This window comes from Vibrio sp. 070316B, from assembly GCF_013114115.1.
Taxonomy (GTDB): domain Bacteria; phylum Pseudomonadota; class Gammaproteobacteria; order Enterobacterales; family Vibrionaceae; genus Vibrio; species Vibrio chagasii_B.
The window spans coordinates 11,907-26,784 of the sequence record NZ_VTYC01000033.1; the positions used below are offsets into that span (position 1 = coordinate 11,907).

General features: G+C 46.6%; 12 protein-coding genes. 7 read left to right on the forward strand and 5 right to left on the reverse strand.

The window, feature by feature from the left end:
* Positions 1 to 16: 16 nt before the first annotated feature.
* Entirely contained in the window at positions 17 to 2,416 is a 2,400-nt protein-coding gene (gene mrcB, locus F0251_RS19830; protein WP_061032484.1) for a penicillin-binding protein 1B, read from the reverse strand.
* The gene (gene hrpB, locus F0251_RS19835) at positions 2,413 to 4,851 is read right to left on the reverse strand and encodes an ATP-dependent helicase HrpB (RefSeq protein WP_253821642.1); all 2,439 of its coding nucleotides are present in this window, start codon (positions 4,849 to 4,851) and stop codon (positions 2,413 to 2,415) included. The genes mrcB and hrpB overlap by 4 nt, the downstream gene beginning before the upstream one ends.
* A gap of 94 nt (positions 4,852 to 4,945) precedes the next feature.
* On the opposite strand from hrpB, the gene sfsA reads away from it, so the two are divergent.
* The 7 genes from sfsA to panC all read left to right on the forward strand — a co-directional run bounded on the left by sfsA (position 4,946) and on the right by panC (position 11,057).
* Complete coding sequence (gene sfsA, locus F0251_RS19840) at positions 4,946 to 5,671, forward strand: DNA/RNA nuclease SfsA (RefSeq protein ID WP_105057575.1); 726 nt, start codon at positions 4,946 to 4,948, stop codon at positions 5,669 to 5,671.
* A gap of 135 nt (positions 5,672 to 5,806) precedes the next feature.
* Positions 5,807 to 6,253, forward strand: a complete 447-nt coding sequence (dksA, locus tag F0251_RS19845) for an RNA polymerase-binding protein DksA (RefSeq protein WP_004738189.1) — start codon at positions 5,807 to 5,809, stop codon at positions 6,251 to 6,253.
* Positions 6,254 to 6,444: 191 nt separating this feature from the next.
* A complete protein-coding gene (gene gluQRS / locus F0251_RS19850; RefSeq protein WP_061032481.1) occupies positions 6,445 to 7,320 on the forward strand; it encodes a tRNA glutamyl-Q(34) synthetase GluQRS in 876 nt (291 codons plus the stop codon).
* Between the two features lie 183 nt (positions 7,321 to 7,503).
* The gene (gene pcnB / locus F0251_RS19855; protein WP_061032480.1) at positions 7,504 to 8,859 is read left to right on the forward strand and encodes a polynucleotide adenylyltransferase PcnB; all 1,356 of its coding nucleotides are present in this window, start codon (positions 7,504 to 7,506) and stop codon (positions 8,857 to 8,859) included.
* On the forward strand, positions 8,856 to 9,341 hold the full coding sequence (gene folK / locus F0251_RS19860; protein ID WP_171731667.1) for a 2-amino-4-hydroxy-6-hydroxymethyldihydropteridine diphosphokinase: 486 nt from the start codon (positions 8,856 to 8,858) through the stop codon (positions 9,339 to 9,341). The genes pcnB and folK overlap by 4 nt, the downstream gene beginning before the upstream one ends.
* Before the next feature lie 22 nt (positions 9,342 to 9,363).
* Positions 9,364 to 10,158, forward strand: a complete 795-nt coding sequence (panB, locus tag F0251_RS19865; protein WP_004738184.1) for a 3-methyl-2-oxobutanoate hydroxymethyltransferase — start codon at positions 9,364 to 9,366, stop codon at positions 10,156 to 10,158.
* An 8-nt stretch (positions 10,159 to 10,166) separates the two neighbouring features.
* Positions 10,167 to 11,057, forward strand: coding sequence for a pantoate--beta-alanine ligase (gene panC / locus F0251_RS19870; RefSeq protein WP_102426163.1), 891 nt, complete (start codon positions 10,167 to 10,169; stop codon positions 11,055 to 11,057).
* 84 nt (positions 11,058 to 11,141) lie between these two features.
* On the opposite strand, the gene F0251_RS19875 is transcribed toward panC, so the two are convergent.
* The 3 genes from F0251_RS19875 to F0251_RS19885 form a co-directional block, all read right to left on the reverse strand.
* Complete coding sequence (locus F0251_RS19875) at positions 11,142 to 11,912, reverse strand: ABC transporter permease (protein ID WP_004738182.1); 771 nt, start codon at positions 11,910 to 11,912, stop codon at positions 11,142 to 11,144.
* Position 11,913: 1 nt separating this feature from the next.
* Positions 11,914 to 12,831 carry an ABC transporter ATP-binding protein gene (locus F0251_RS19880; RefSeq protein ID WP_105057577.1) on the reverse strand — a complete coding sequence of 306 codons (918 nt, stop codon included), beginning with the start codon at positions 12,829 to 12,831 and terminating at the stop codon, positions 11,914 to 11,916.
* 326 nt (positions 12,832 to 13,157) lie between these two features.
* Positions 13,158 to 14,789 (reverse strand): SulP family inorganic anion transporter, encoded by a 1,632-nt coding sequence (locus tag F0251_RS19885; RefSeq protein ID WP_008222712.1) that lies wholly within the window; start codon positions 14,787 to 14,789, stop codon positions 13,158 to 13,160.
* Between the last annotated feature and the right edge of the window lie 89 nt (positions 14,790 to 14,878).

A 14,878-nucleotide genomic window follows, 5' to 3' on the forward strand; every position in this document is an offset into this window, starting at 1 on the left:
GTTTTCTGTTATGACTTTACCATTGAAAAAGCTTCTTTAGCCACTGTTTTGGTTGACTTTCACAGCTCTTTTTAATGTTTCCATTTTCATCCCAAACCGGCAATTTAACTGCGCCATCACAGTCAAACTCCAACGCACCGTCAGACGTACGAGTGAAGCTCGCGGTTGCGATTCCGGTTGGCCATGGCAGTAGTAGCTGTTCAGGCGTTCTCTGCTTCAAGTAATCAGCGTAGACACGCAATGCACCACTAGAACCAGTAAGCTTTGTCGGTTTATTGTCATCACGTCCAAGCCAGATGGTTGTTACTTCGCGCCCATCAACACCCACAAACCAACTATCGCGGCTGTCATTACTGGTACCTGTTTTACCGGCCAGCCCTGCCCATGCAAACTGGTTCTGTAGGAATCGCCCCGTCCCTTCCGATACACCACGTTTCATTGCGTAAGTGGTTAGCCAAGCGGCTTGCTGATCAACGCGCTGCGATACTCGAGGGATTGATTGGTATAAAACCTCACCGTCACTATCAACCACTGAGCGGAGCGCAGACAAAGGTGCGATACGGCCAGAGTTAGTGATCGTCTGGAACATCTGAGACACTTGGAATGGTGTCAGAGAGAACGCCCCCAAAAACATCGATGGTACTGGGCGAATTTCATTTTTATCGACACCCAGTTTACCTATGGTATCGGAGACCTTATCAATGCCTAACTGCATCCCTAGACGCACAGTTGGTACGTTATAAGACTTAGACAGTGCCACATATAAAGGCACTTCTCCGCGGAACTTACGGTCGAAGTTTCTCGGGCTCCATACGCTGCCCTTACTGCCTTTCAAGCTGAGTGGTGTATCCATCAAAGTCGTCGCAAGCGTGTACTTTTCTGGCTGCTCAAGTGCGGTTAAATAAACCGCCGGTTTCACCAAAGAACCGATAGGACGGCTTGCATTCAAGGCACGGTTAAAGCCGTCATAACCAGTACGCTTACCACCGACCATTGCACGGATTTCACCAGTGTTTCTATCTACCGCGATCGCTGCTGCCTCTAATTTATCACCTGCCGTTTTCGATAGTTCAGGCACCTTGCGAGCAATCGACTTCTCTAGCTTGTCTTGCGAAACCGGATCCAAAGAGGTGAAGACACGTATCCCTTTCTTAGCTTGGAACCTATCACCAACATACTTTTTCAGCTCGATATTGACCTGTTGGAAATAAGCAGGCTGACGGCTGGCAATGCGCGGATTGTCTTGGATATCCAAATCACGGCTTGCTGCTTCTTCATATTGTCTTGGGGTCAAAATATCTTGTTGCATCAACAAACGCAGAACCAGATCGCGTCGAGTTTTAGCGCGCTCAGGGTAGCGAACCGGGTTGTAATACGATGGTCCTTTCACCATGCCCACCAGCAAGGCTAACTGATCAATACGCAGTTCTTGAATCGGTTGGCCGAAGTACAAGCGCGAAGCCAAACCAAAGCCGTGAATCGCTTCACCGCCATTTTGACCAAGATAAACCTCGTTTAAGTAAGCCTCTAAAATACGGTCTTTGCTGTAGCGATGATCCAAGATAAGCGCGATATAAGCCTCACGAATCTTACGCCAAAGCGTACGTTCACTAGATAGGAACAGGTTTTTCGCGAGCTGCTGTGTCAGCGTACTACCACCTTGTACAGTGCGCCCAGCCTTGACGTTAACCACCATCGCACGAGCAATCGCTAGAGGTGAAACACCATCGTGCTGATAGAAGTTTCTATCTTCCGTCGCGAGCAAGGCATCAACCATCACCTCTGGAAATTGGTTACGTTTTAAGAACAGACGTTGTTCATCGTTACTTTTCTCAAGCATGCCCAACATCTTAGGTTCGACACGCAAATACCCCATGTCGCCTTTCTTCTCTAGCGACTGAATACGAGTTAACTCATTACCATTGAAGTGCAGCATCACGTGACGATCAGCTTCCGGCCCGTCGACAAACTCGAACGGACGACGAATCATCTCAATTTTAGTTGATGAAGATGAATACTCACCAGGATGACGAGGGGAGCTCACCTTACGATAATTCAGCACATCCAGTTCATTCTTCACCTGAACAAGGCTGACCTGAGTACCTGGAGATAAATCCAACACACGCGCATAAACAACCGTTGGTAAATCAAACAGCTGGCCTTCAAAGCGCTGCTTCACCACAGAGTCAAGATAGATACCAACAAACAATAGCAATGCAGCCAGTGCTAGGCCCGCTTTCCACGCGATGCCCCACAAGATCTTTAACCAACCTCTGTTACCTGCCTTTTTCGCTTTTGATTTACCTTTCTTGGCCGTCGCTCTCGGCTTTCTTGGTTTAGCTTTGGTCGCTGGTGACTTCTTTGCTGGCGCTTTTTTAGGTGGTGCCTTTTTTGGCGTTAACATTTTGGTCATCATCGGTTCAACTGTCGTTTGGTTTTAGTGGTTGCAACATGGTTAGCAGGGTCATCAGGCCAAGGGTGTTTTGGGTAACGACCTTTCATCTCTTTTTGCACTTCTTTGTACGCGCCAGCCCAAAAGCCAGCTAAATCCTGAGTAATTTGTAATGGGCGCTGTGCAGGAGAAAGTAATTCAAGCACAACCTTTTTACGCCCTAGGGCTATCAATGGTGAGTCTTGTTCACCAAAGACCTCTTGCATTCGAACCGAGATCACGGGTTCAGATTGATACTGGTATCGGATCGCTTTTTTACTGCCTGTAGGCATCAGATAATGTGTTGGCAGCCACTGGTCAATCTCTTGATTCAGAGGCCAACCGAGATACGCCGACAGTGCCTGCTCAATCGAAACGTTTGCCAGCCCTTTCGCAGATTTAACGCCGTTCAAATACGGCGATAACCAAGTATCAAGATGTTCTACTAGGCTCGCGTCATCCATCGCAGGCCAATCATGTTCTGGCATCCAAAGCTGAGCGCAACGCACGCGTTCAACAAGTTGCTTCGCCGTTGGCGTCCAATGTAAACGGTCCAGTCCACATCGAGCGATGTAATTCAACAGCGCTTGGCTAATCTGACTTACGTCCGGCTCAGGTAAAGTCTTAGTGCTGATAACCAGCTTACCCAAAGCAACTCGCTGCTCGGCAACTAATTTGCCACGTTTTTCATCCCAGTCGGCATAATCAGAACAAACAAAAAGCTTAGGAAACGCGTCTTCTAACTGTGCAATATCAACGGGTGTCGCTAAGAAGATCTGACTAGCACGCCCAGTACTACGCATCAAATCAATCACCACGATATACTCATTGCCTGCCAACGGATCATCATCGCGCACCTCTGCGCCGTGACCATTTGCTAGCAGAAAAGCATTGCTGTTAGCACTTCTCGCTTGAGCTATTCGATCTGGGAATGCAAAACAAAGCACCAATGGTAGCAATGATTCGTCAAGTTGTGACAAATCTAAGTGATGATTCAGTTTGCTAGCGAGATTTTTCGCTCGCTGCATCACAACGCTATTTTTCGTGTGCTTTCTCTGCTTTAGCCTATGTAGCGAATGCTGAATATCCGAGACATTGCGCTCTGGCTCTTCCAACAACGCAGCGGCAACAATAGCAACATTCAACATGGCTTGGCTGCCCTGCTGCGCTTTGATCAGCATACTGGCGATACGCGGCTCAATACCTAATCGCTGCGCTTGCTTACCTAACGAAGTAAACTGACCATGGGGGTCTAATAGCTCAAGGCTTTGCAACAATTGCCTAGCTTGCTCTATAGAGGCACGTGGCGGAATATCAAGCCATTGCAGTTCATCCGCATTTGCAGCGCCCCACTGGGTCAACTCTGCCACCAGCGAGGAGAGGTCTGAGTGGAGAATTTCAGGCTCAGGTACAGCGGGTTGCTGTATTAACTGCGTTTCGCTGTACAAGCGAACACACAGACCTTCTTCAATTCGCCCTGCACGACCTGCGCGCTGCTCAGCGGAAGACTGTGAGATTTTGACTTGCTCGAGCTTAGTGATACCAGTTTTCAAATCAAACTTAGCGACTCTTTCAAGCCCTGAGTCCACCACTAATCGAATACCTTCGATAGTCAAAGAGGTTTCAGCGATATTGGTAGCCAATACCACTTTGCGGCGTCCTTTCTCCGATGGTGCAATCGCCTTCTGTTGCTGAGAAAAGTTAAGCTGCCCGTATAGAGGGCATACATCAATGTCACTGGCTAAGTTCTCTAATTGAGCTTCTACCTGCTTTATTGCAGATACTCCAGGTAAGAACGCCAATAGTGACCCCGACTCCTTCTCCATCAGAGAACGAATCACATTAGCCATTTTAGGCGCCAAGTAATCATTAGTACCCAAGGGCTGGTAACGGAATTCAACCGGAAAGGTGCGACCTTGCGACTCAACATACTTAGCCTCTGGCAACAAGGATTGCAGAGCTTGCTGGTCTAAGGTGGCCGACATCACTATCACTTTCAGATCATCACGCAGCGCTTCTTGGATCTCCAAGCTAAACGCCAGTGCCGTATCCGCATGAATACTGCGCTCATGGAATTCATCGAAGATCACCATATCGACCCCAGTCAGTTCAGGGTCAGTTTGGATCATTCTGGTCATGATCCCTTCGGTAACGATCTCTAAGCGAGTTGCACTGCTGGTTTTAGATTCGCCACGAACTCTAAAACCGATGCTCTCCCCCACCTTCTCTCCCAATTGGCTCGCTAAGTAAGCCGCAATATTTCTTGCAGCCAACCGCCTTGGTTCAAGCATGATGATTTTGCCTTGAACGGCTTTGGTCTTAACTAACTGTAAAGGGAAGAATGTTGACTTACCCGCACCGGGAGCGGCCTTTAGAATAAGTTGAGTGTGTGTTTCTAAGCCAGCGAGAAGATCTGGCATCACAGCTTCTATGGGCAGTTGTGGCAATGGGAGAACCTTGTGGTGTAATGTTGGCAACATTGTACATAAAAACCTACCCGTCTAAATAAGTAATATGCAGTTCAATCCACCATTAGAGTCAGCGACTCTTATCAAACGCTACAAACGTTTCCTCACTGACATCAAACTTCCCGACGGCAGCGAGCGAACTATTCACTGTGCCAACACTGGAGCGATGACAGGATGCGCGACTCCGGGTAACACTGTGTGGTATTCAACCTCCGATAATGCAAAAAGAAAGTACCCAAACAGCTGGGAGATCTCAGAAACAGACAAAGGTCACCGGATTTGTGTAAATACTGCGCGAGCAAACCAGCTAGCAGTGGAAGCAATTGAAAATAAGACTATAGTTGAACTCTTAGGTTATAACGCGTTACGAACCGAAGTGAAGTATGGTAGCGAGAATAGTCGAATTGACATTCTGCTTGAAGATAACGAGAAGCCGCCTTGCTATATCGAAGTAAAAAGCGTCACCTTGCTCGATGAACAAGAGACCTCAACTGAGGGGCAAGGTTTTTTCCCTGATGCAGTGACAACCAGAGGCCAAAAACATCTGCGTGAACTCACAGAAATGGTCGAATCTGGAAATAGAGCCGTACTTTTATTCACTGTTTTACATTCAGGTATTGAAAAAGTGTCTGCGGCACACCATATAGACGCCAAATATTCGTTATTACTAAAACAAGCACAAGACGCTGGAGTTGAAGTGCTTTGCTACAAAGCAGAGCTCAGCAGTACTCAAATACAACTAAAACAATCTGTTGAATTTATCAATAACTAAACAAAGATGTTGAACAAATCACATTGATTGCAAGTTTGAATAAGAGTATTTGCCACCATTCGTTCTTTCTGCTATAGATACCCGCCTTAAAATTAGCTGCTTTGCAGTTGACTAGGTGTAAATAGGAGATGCTGTATGCCAGAATCTAAGAAAAAAGCGCTAGGCATCCTAGCCATCGCAGGTGTTGAACCGTACCAAGAAAAGCCAGGTGAAGAATACATGTCACCTGAGCAAACGGAACATTTTACAAAAATTTTAGCAGCTTGGCGCAACCAGCTCAGGGAAGAAGTTGATCGTACTGTGCACCACATGCAGGACGAAGCAGCGAATTTCCCAGACCCAGTTGACCGTGCTTCTCAAGAAGAAGAATTCAGCCTAGAGCTACGTAACCGTGACCGTGAGCGTCGTCTAATCAAGAAAATTGAGAAGACATTAGACAAGATCGAAGAAGATGATTTCGGCTTCTGTGATTCTTGCGGTATCGAGATTGGCATTCGTCGCCTTGAAGCTCGCCCAACTGCTGACCTTTGTATTGACTGTAAAACACTTGCAGAGATCAAAGAGAAACAGATGCAAGGTTAATGCTTGCGGATGTAAAGAAAGGGAGCTTTGGCTCCCTTTTTTGTTTGCTGCCCAAGCGAGATACCTTAGATAGCAATGAGCAGTGTTAAAACGAGTGCTAAGCAACAACAGTACTCACTGCATGCATTAAACCACATTAAACGTCTTAAGAATCGGCTACTGCGGTATCCTCTAGATTAGGTTGTTCACATATGAATTATATCGGGCGCTTTGCACCATCACCGTCAGGTCCTCTTCATTTTGGCTCACTGGTTGCCGCTCTTGGCAGCTACTTCCAGGCAAAATCTCATCAGGGGCAATGGTTAGTCCGTATGGAAGACCTGGATCCGCCAAGAGAGATGGCTGGCGCTGCAGACCTAATTCTTAAGACGCTTGAGGCATACCACCTATTTTGGGATGGTAAAGTCGTTTATCAGAGCCAACGTCACGACCTATACCAAGCGCAAATTGATCAATGGGTGGCTGACAACCAAGCCTACTACTGCCAATGCACGCGCAAACAGATAAAAGCCTTGGGTGGTTTCTATAATGGCCATTGTCGACAGGCAGGATTAACGGATACTGGCGAGCAAGCCGTGCGCTTATGTATGGATTTCCCTGTCGAGTCATTCGACGATGTCCGTCATGGCACCATTCAAATCCCTAAGGCACTGGCAGAAGAAGATTTCATCATCAAACGCCGCGATGGCTTATTTGCTTATAACTTGGCTGTGGTACTTGATGATATCAAGCAAGGCGTAACTGAGGTGGTGAGAGGCGCGGATCTCATCGAACCTACCGGCCGCCAAATCAGTCTTTATAAGACACTGAAACAAAACACAGTGAGCTACTTGCACTTGCCGTTAGCGACCGATGCGTCTGGCAATAAACTGTCAAAGCAAAACCACGCTACCGCTATTGACCTCGATAACCCTAAACCAACACTGCTCAATGCCATGCAGTTCTTAGGCTTTGAGGTTCCTAAAGCTGTTTGTGAGGCTTCAATCGATGAGATATTGGCATGGGGCTGCCAGCAATGGAACGTTGCTCAATTACCTGATAGTTTACAAAAACAACACTGCAATTAGCTCAAAACTAACGGCAAATAGTAAAAACGAAACACAAAAATGCCATAACCAACCACTGTGGTTAAGCAGACGATGTTCTCAAATGGCTCGCGCTAAGCTATTATTAGCCGCAATTAAACTCTGCACTACCACTTTGGACTAAGAGAAAAACAAAGTTGGCGATACCTACTTTGTTCTAAACTAATGAATACAAACGACAATACCCCAAGCGAACAACGCGGATTCCACGAACTAGCACTGAATATTTATACTCGCCAAGAGCACAATATTTCACGTAAGCAGATCAGCGATAACGCACTAAAAGTACTATATCGCCTGAATGGTGCGGGTTTTGACGCATTTTTAGTCGGTGGTGGTGTTCGTGATATCTTACTTGGCTCTCAACCAAAAGATTTCGATATTGCGACCAACGCTACGCCAGAGCAGATCAAGAACCTTTTCCGAAACTGCCGCCTAATCGGCCGTCGTTTCCGCTTGGCACACATCATGTTTGGTCGTGACATCATTGAGGTGGCAACTTTCCGAGGTCACCATCAAGAGCCATCTAAAAACGTATCTGCACAATCGAAAGAAGGCATGCTATTACGCGACAACGTGTACGGCAGTGTTGATGAAGATGCAGAGCGTCGCGATTTCACGATCAATGCGATGTACTACAACATTGCAGACTACAGCATCCACGATTACGCAGGTGGTGTAGAAGATTTAGAAGACAAGCTGATCCGCCTAATTGGCGATCCAGAGACACGCTACCGTGAAGACCCTGTACGTATGCTGCGTGCAATGCGTTTCTCAGCGAAGCTGGACTTTGACATTGAAGAAGACACCGCCGACCCAATTGAAGGTTTGGCGCACCTTCTAAAAGACATCCCAGCAGCACGTCTTTACGAAGAATCTCTAAAACTGCTTCAATCAGGCTACGGTTTAGAGACCTACCACCTGATGCGTGAATACAACCTATTCCAGCAGATGTTCCCAGCAGTAGCTGAGTACTTCACTGAAGATTACGACTCACCGACTGAGCAGATGCTTGATTTGGTGCTCGACTCTACCGACCTTCGTATCGAAGATGGTAAGCGAGTAAACCCAGCGTTCATGTTTGCCGCGATTCTTTGGTACCCAATGAACAAACTGGCAGACAAGCTTGTCTCTGAGCAAGGCATGGCACACTACGATGCGATCATGGAAGCGAGTAACATCATTCTGGATCAGCAAGTAAAATCCATTGCTATTCCTCGTCGCCACACAGCAACCATTCGCGAAGTTTGGCAACTGCAACTGCGATTACCTCGCCGTAACGGTAAGCGTGCCGTTCGCCTAATGGAGCTCAACAAGTTCCGCGCTGGCTACGACTTCTTAGAGATGCGTGGCGAGATTGAAGGTGGCGAGACAAAAGAGTTAGCTAAATGGTGGGAGCGCTATCAGACAGCTGGTCGCAATATGCGTCAAGCAATGGCTAACGACGTAGCGGCGCCATCAAAGTCAGGTCATCGTCGCCGTAAGACTTACCGAAACAAAAAGAGTAAGCAAGCCGAATGACAACTGCTTATATTGCGGTCGGCAGCAACCTTGCCGACCCAGTTAGCCAAGCAAATTTGGCTATCGAAACACTAAAAAGCCTACCGCGATCAACGTTTATTGCGACCTCTCAGCTATATAGTAGCACTCCAATGGGACCGCAAAATCAACCGGACTACATCAATGCGGTAGTCGCGATTAAAACCGAATTAACGCCTATTGAACTGCTTGATTGCACTCAAAAAATCGAGTTAGAGCAAGGGCGTGTCCGTAAAGACGAACGCTGGGGACCAAGAACCTTGGATCTCGACATCGTGCTGTACGGCAATGAGGTGATCGATTCAGAGCGCTTAACCGTTCCTCATTACGGAATGAAAGAACGAGAGTTTGTACTCTACCCGCTTGCTGAAATCGCACCAAGTTTACAACTCCCTGATGGGACTGAGCTGACAGAACTACTGAAAATTGTAGATAAAAACGGGCTCAATGTTTGGCAGCAATAGCCAGGCGCATTAAGGAAAACCAATGAAAAAAGTAACCATTAACGACCTGATCAAGTGTAAACGTGAAGGCCGTAAATTCGCGACGTCAACAGCTTACGATGCGAGCTTTGCTCAGTTATTCGAAAGCCAAGAGATGCCTGTTCTGCTTGTCGGTGATTCACTGGGTATGGTTCTACAAGGCCATAACGACACATTACCAGTAAGTGTTGAAGACATCGCCTACCACACTCGCTCTGTGCGTGCTGGTAGCCCGAACTGTCTTCTTATGGCTGACATGCCTTTCATGAGCTACGCGACTCCAGAGCAAGCTTGTGAGAGCGCAGCTACCTTGATGCGTGCTGGCGCGAACATGGTAAAAATCGAAGGCGGAAGCTGGTTGGTTGATACTGTGAAGATGCTAACAGAACGCGCAGTACCAGTATGTGCACACTTAGGCTTAACGCCGCAATCTGTGAACATCTTTGGTGGTTACAAGGTTCAAGGTCGCGATGACGACCAAGCGGATAAAATGGTTGCTGACGCACTAGCGCTACAAAACGCAGGTGCTCAAATCGTTCTACTTGAATGTGTACCTGCTTCATTGGCAAAACGAATTACAGAAGCTTGTCACGTACCAGTTATTGGTATCGGTGCAGGTAATGTTACCGATGGTCAGATCTTGGTTATGCATGACATGTTCGGTATTTCTGCGAACTACATGCCGAAGTTCTCTAAGAATTTCCTAGCAGAAACAGGTGACATGCGCAAAGCAGTAGCTCTATACAAAGAAGAAGTAGAGAGCGCACGCTTCCCTGATGATGCTCATACAATCGCTTAGGAGTAAGTATGCAAACTTTTGCTGAAATAGCGGCTCTTCGTGAGCAGATTAAACAGTTTAAGCGTGATGGACGTACGGTTGCTTTTGTTCCGACGATGGGAAACCTGCATGAAGGTCACCTTACTCTAGTAAAGAAGGCTCGTGAACTAGCAGACATCGTCGTGGTAAGCATCTTTGTTAACCCGATGCAGTTTGATCGTGCCGATGACCTGAACAACTACCCTCGCACGTTAGAAGCGGATCTAAGCAAACTAACGGGCGAAGGCGTTGAACTGGTATTTACACCGACACCAGAAGTGATGTACCCAGATGGCCTAGACAAACAGACGTTTGTTGAAGTACCAGGGTTATCTCACATGTTGGAAGGTGCGTCTCGTCCAGGTCATTTCCGTGGCGTAGCGACGATTGTCACTAAGCTGTTTAACATCGTTCAGCCAGATTTTGCATGCTTCGGCGAGAAAGACTTCCAGCAACTTGCTGTCATTCGCCAAATGACAACTGACTTAGCGTTAGACATTGAAATTGTAGGCGTTGCAACGGTTCGTGAAATGGACGGTTTAGCAATGAGCTCTCGCAATAGCAATCTGACTATTGATGAGCGCCAACGTGCCCCGGTTCTAGCGCGCACTATGCGTTGGATCAGCAGCGCAATTCGTGGTGGACGTGATGACTACGCATCAGTGATTGAAGATGCGACAGACCAGCTTCGCGCAGCAGATCTGCAACCAGATGAAATTTTCATTTGTGATGCTAAAACTCTGCAAGCCATCACTTCAGAATCGACTCAAGCTGTGATTCTTATGTCGGCTTTCTTAGGTAAGACGCGTCTTATCGACAACCAAGTTCTCGACTTGGTAGCGGAAACCAAAGAAGAAGTGAAAGAAGAAACCGCTGAGTAGCGTGCTGACTCTCAAATAAAAGAGACAAAAAAGGTCGATGTAGTATCGACCTTTTTCTTTACCTGCGATTCAGGGGCGCCGGAGTTAGCTGCGTAAACCGATGCCCTTAGTCACTAGGTAATGTGCAATGCCATACAGTACAACGATAAACACACCTAGTACGCCAAACGACGTCACAATACCCACATCAGACACACCCAAGAAGCCATATCTAAACGCATTCACCATGTAGACAATCGGGTTCAACTTCGACACACCCTGCCAAAACTCAGGCAGCAGGCTAATCGAGTAGAACACACCACCAAGATAAGTAAGCGGCGTCAGAATGAAGGTTGGGATAATTGAAATATCATCAAACGTACGTGCAAATACCGCGTTGATAAGGCCACCTAACGCAAATACCACCGATGTTAGGAAAACGGTCGCAATAATCACGCCCCAGTGATCAACCTGAAGGTCAACGAAGAACAGAGAAACAAAGGTCACGATAGTACCGACCAATAGGCCGCGCACCACACCACCCATCACGAAACCAGCAATGATCACGTAGTTTGGTACAGGGGCAACCAGCAGTTCTTCAATGTTCTTTTGGAATTTAGCACTAAAGAACGATGAAGCCACATTCGAGTACGAGTTAGTAATTACCGACATCATGATCAGACCCGGCACTATGTACTCCATGTAACTAAAGCCATTCATTTCACCGATTCGCGCACCAATCAGGTTACCGAAGATGATGAAATAGAGCGTCATAGTAATCGCAGGTGGAACCAACGTTTGCACCCAAATACGAGTAAAACGGTTGATCTCTTTGGTCAGCAAGCTGCGAAAAGCGGTCCAATATAGGCTGTACATATTATTTACTCCCCTCACGCACGATACTTACAAACAGTTCTTCTAGACGGTTAGCTTTGTTACGCATCGAGAGGACTTTCACATTCTGCTTACTCAACTGAGCAAAGATGGTGTTCAAACCTAGGTTCTTATCAATTTCGATCTCTAAAGAACCATTCACCAAGACTTGGTTGTTCACGCCTTCTAGCTTAGGTTCAGTCGCGCCCTCTTCAAGATCTAAAATAAAGGTCTCGGCGCTCAACTTACCCAGTAGCGCTTTCATGGTGGTGTTCTCAATCAACTCACCACGATTAATGATGCCGATGTTGCGACACAACATTTCCGCTTCTTCTAGGTAGTGCGTGGTCAAGATAATGGTAATGCCCTGCTTCTCGTTGATCTCTTTGAGGAATTCCCACATCGAGCGGCGCAGTTCAATATCGACACCTGCAGTTGGCTCATCAAGAATCAGCAGCTGTGGCTCATGCATCAATGCACGAGCAATCATCAAACGACGCTTCATACCACCAGACAAGTTACGTGCACGTTCGCCGCGTTTTTCCCACAAATCGAGTTGAGATAGGTATTTTTTCGCTCGCTCTTTTGCCAGAGATTTAGGCACACCGTAGTAACCCGCTTGCTGCAAAACGATCTGCTCAACCGTTTCAAACGGGTTGAAGTTAAACTCTTGAGGAACTAAGCCTAGGTTCTGCTTTGCCAGCTCAAGATCGGTATCAATGTCGTAGCCGAATACCTTAACCTTGCCAGAGGTTTTATTTACTAACGAAGAGATAACGCCAATGGTGGTGGACTTACCCGCACCATTTGGACCAAGTAGCGCGTAAAAGTCACCTTTTGCTACCTGTAAACTGATGCCTTTAAGTGCCTCGAAGCCACCAGCATAAGTTTTTCTTAATTGCTCAATTTCTAATGCATACATAGAGATGATTGCCATTTGCTATAAATAGTGTGGTTAGCCGGACAGGATGAAGAGAACGAAACCTGAAATGAACCAGTTGAACTAGCTCAAGATAATGTACGCGGCCATTTTGCAAACAAGTTTATCGTTGAATGACGATGAATACAAATGTCGATTAACGGTTTCGTTATAAAACTTAAAAGAACTAAGGCTGCATAAAGCCCTATATCGAATATCACAGACAAAAAAATACCGCTAAGACATTAACTTAGCGGTACTTTCCGTTATTAGAAATTCATGACCAATATTGATAACTATTGTTCAGGCACAGTGAATTAGTAAGAGTATTAAACCGATTCAAATTGGTGCTCGTCTCTCTCAACGTAGCTTGTTGCGGCCGTCAAGGCTTCATATCTGAAGCGATATGTGTTCGATTCCGGTACTAAATCAATTACGTGGAACTTCTCCAACTGTTGACGAGTGTTCTCATTCGGACACAACAAGTACACCTCACATTGAGCGTCTAGCGCATCTTTGATTGCATTCTCTAGCGCAAGACCAACCGTAACATCAATCATAGGTACATCGGTTAAGTCTAAAATCATTGCTTCGTAATCAGAAATACTTGAGTGCTGACGTGAAATCGCCTTTGAGACACTGAAGATCATCGGCCCTGATAGATAGAAGAACAAAACCTTGCCGTTGGCATTATCCAGTAGCTGACGTTCGCTGTCGGTCAATGGGATATCGTCTTCATCATCACCATCACTGATCGCCTTAACTTGTCTGGCTTGCTCACGGCTCAATCTTTCAATAATCAGAATGTTCGAGATAAATACGCCCAATCCAACCGCGATGATCAGGTCAACAAATACGGTTAGCAGCATTACGCCATACATGACGCCCATGCCCGCATAACTGACCTTGTGCGCACGCTGAATGAAACTCCAATCGAGAATGTTGAAGCCTACATACATCGCAATACCCGCCAGCACAGCCATAGGGATAGGTTCTGTCAACCCACCAGCGACCAAAACCACTAACGCCAATACTAATGCTCGAATCACACCTGACAGTGGAGAGCGCGCACCCACCTGAATATTGGTTACAGTGCCCATGGTAGCACCCGCACCTGGCAATGCACCAAACAAGCCGGAAAGCATATTTGCGATACCTTGACCACGCAGCTCTTTATCAGAATCATGCTCTTTACGAGTCAATGAGTCTCCAATAACAGCGGTCAAAAGCGTATCAATACAACCTAAAGTACCAAGCACTAAAGCATCAATAACCATAGTTGTGAATTGCTCAGCGCTAATAGTAGGGATAACGAGAGAAGGCAGACCTGCTGGGATTTCACCAATACGGCGAATAGAGTCGGTATCGAAGAAAATAACGGACAAAAGAGTGACGGCTACCAACGCGACCAGTTGCGCAGGCACATACTTACGGTACTTAGCTGGGAAGCCAAACAGAATACCGAGTGTCAGTGCACCTAGAAATAGCTCACTCACTTTTAAGTTTGCTAGCGTATCAGGCAAAGCAGAGAGCGTGCCCATTACACCACCGGATGGAGCGGCATGTCCTAACAATGGAGACAGCTGCAAGATAATCAGAATAACGCCAATGCCCGACATAAATCCGGAGATCACGCTATATGGCATCAAAGTGACGTATTTTCCTAGCTTTAACGTGCCAAGTAATATCTGGAATGCACCGGCCATCATCACAACAGTAAAGGTCATTGCCATACCCGTTTCAGGATACTTCGCAACCATACTCGTCATTACGGCAGTCATGATCACCGTCATCGGGCCGGTAGGTTCAGAAATCAAACTACTCGAACCACCAAACAATGCTGCAAATAGGCCAACCATAATGGCGCCCCACAAGCCAGCTTCAGCTCCCGCGCCAGAAGCAACGCCAAATGCCAATGCTAAAGGTAATGAGATGATGGCTGTAGTTACACCGCCAAACATATCCCCTTTGAGATTGATATCCGTAAAACGACTTCCAAACAAAACACACCTTCCTGATGATGAAATGACAAACCTTATCACTTTAACAA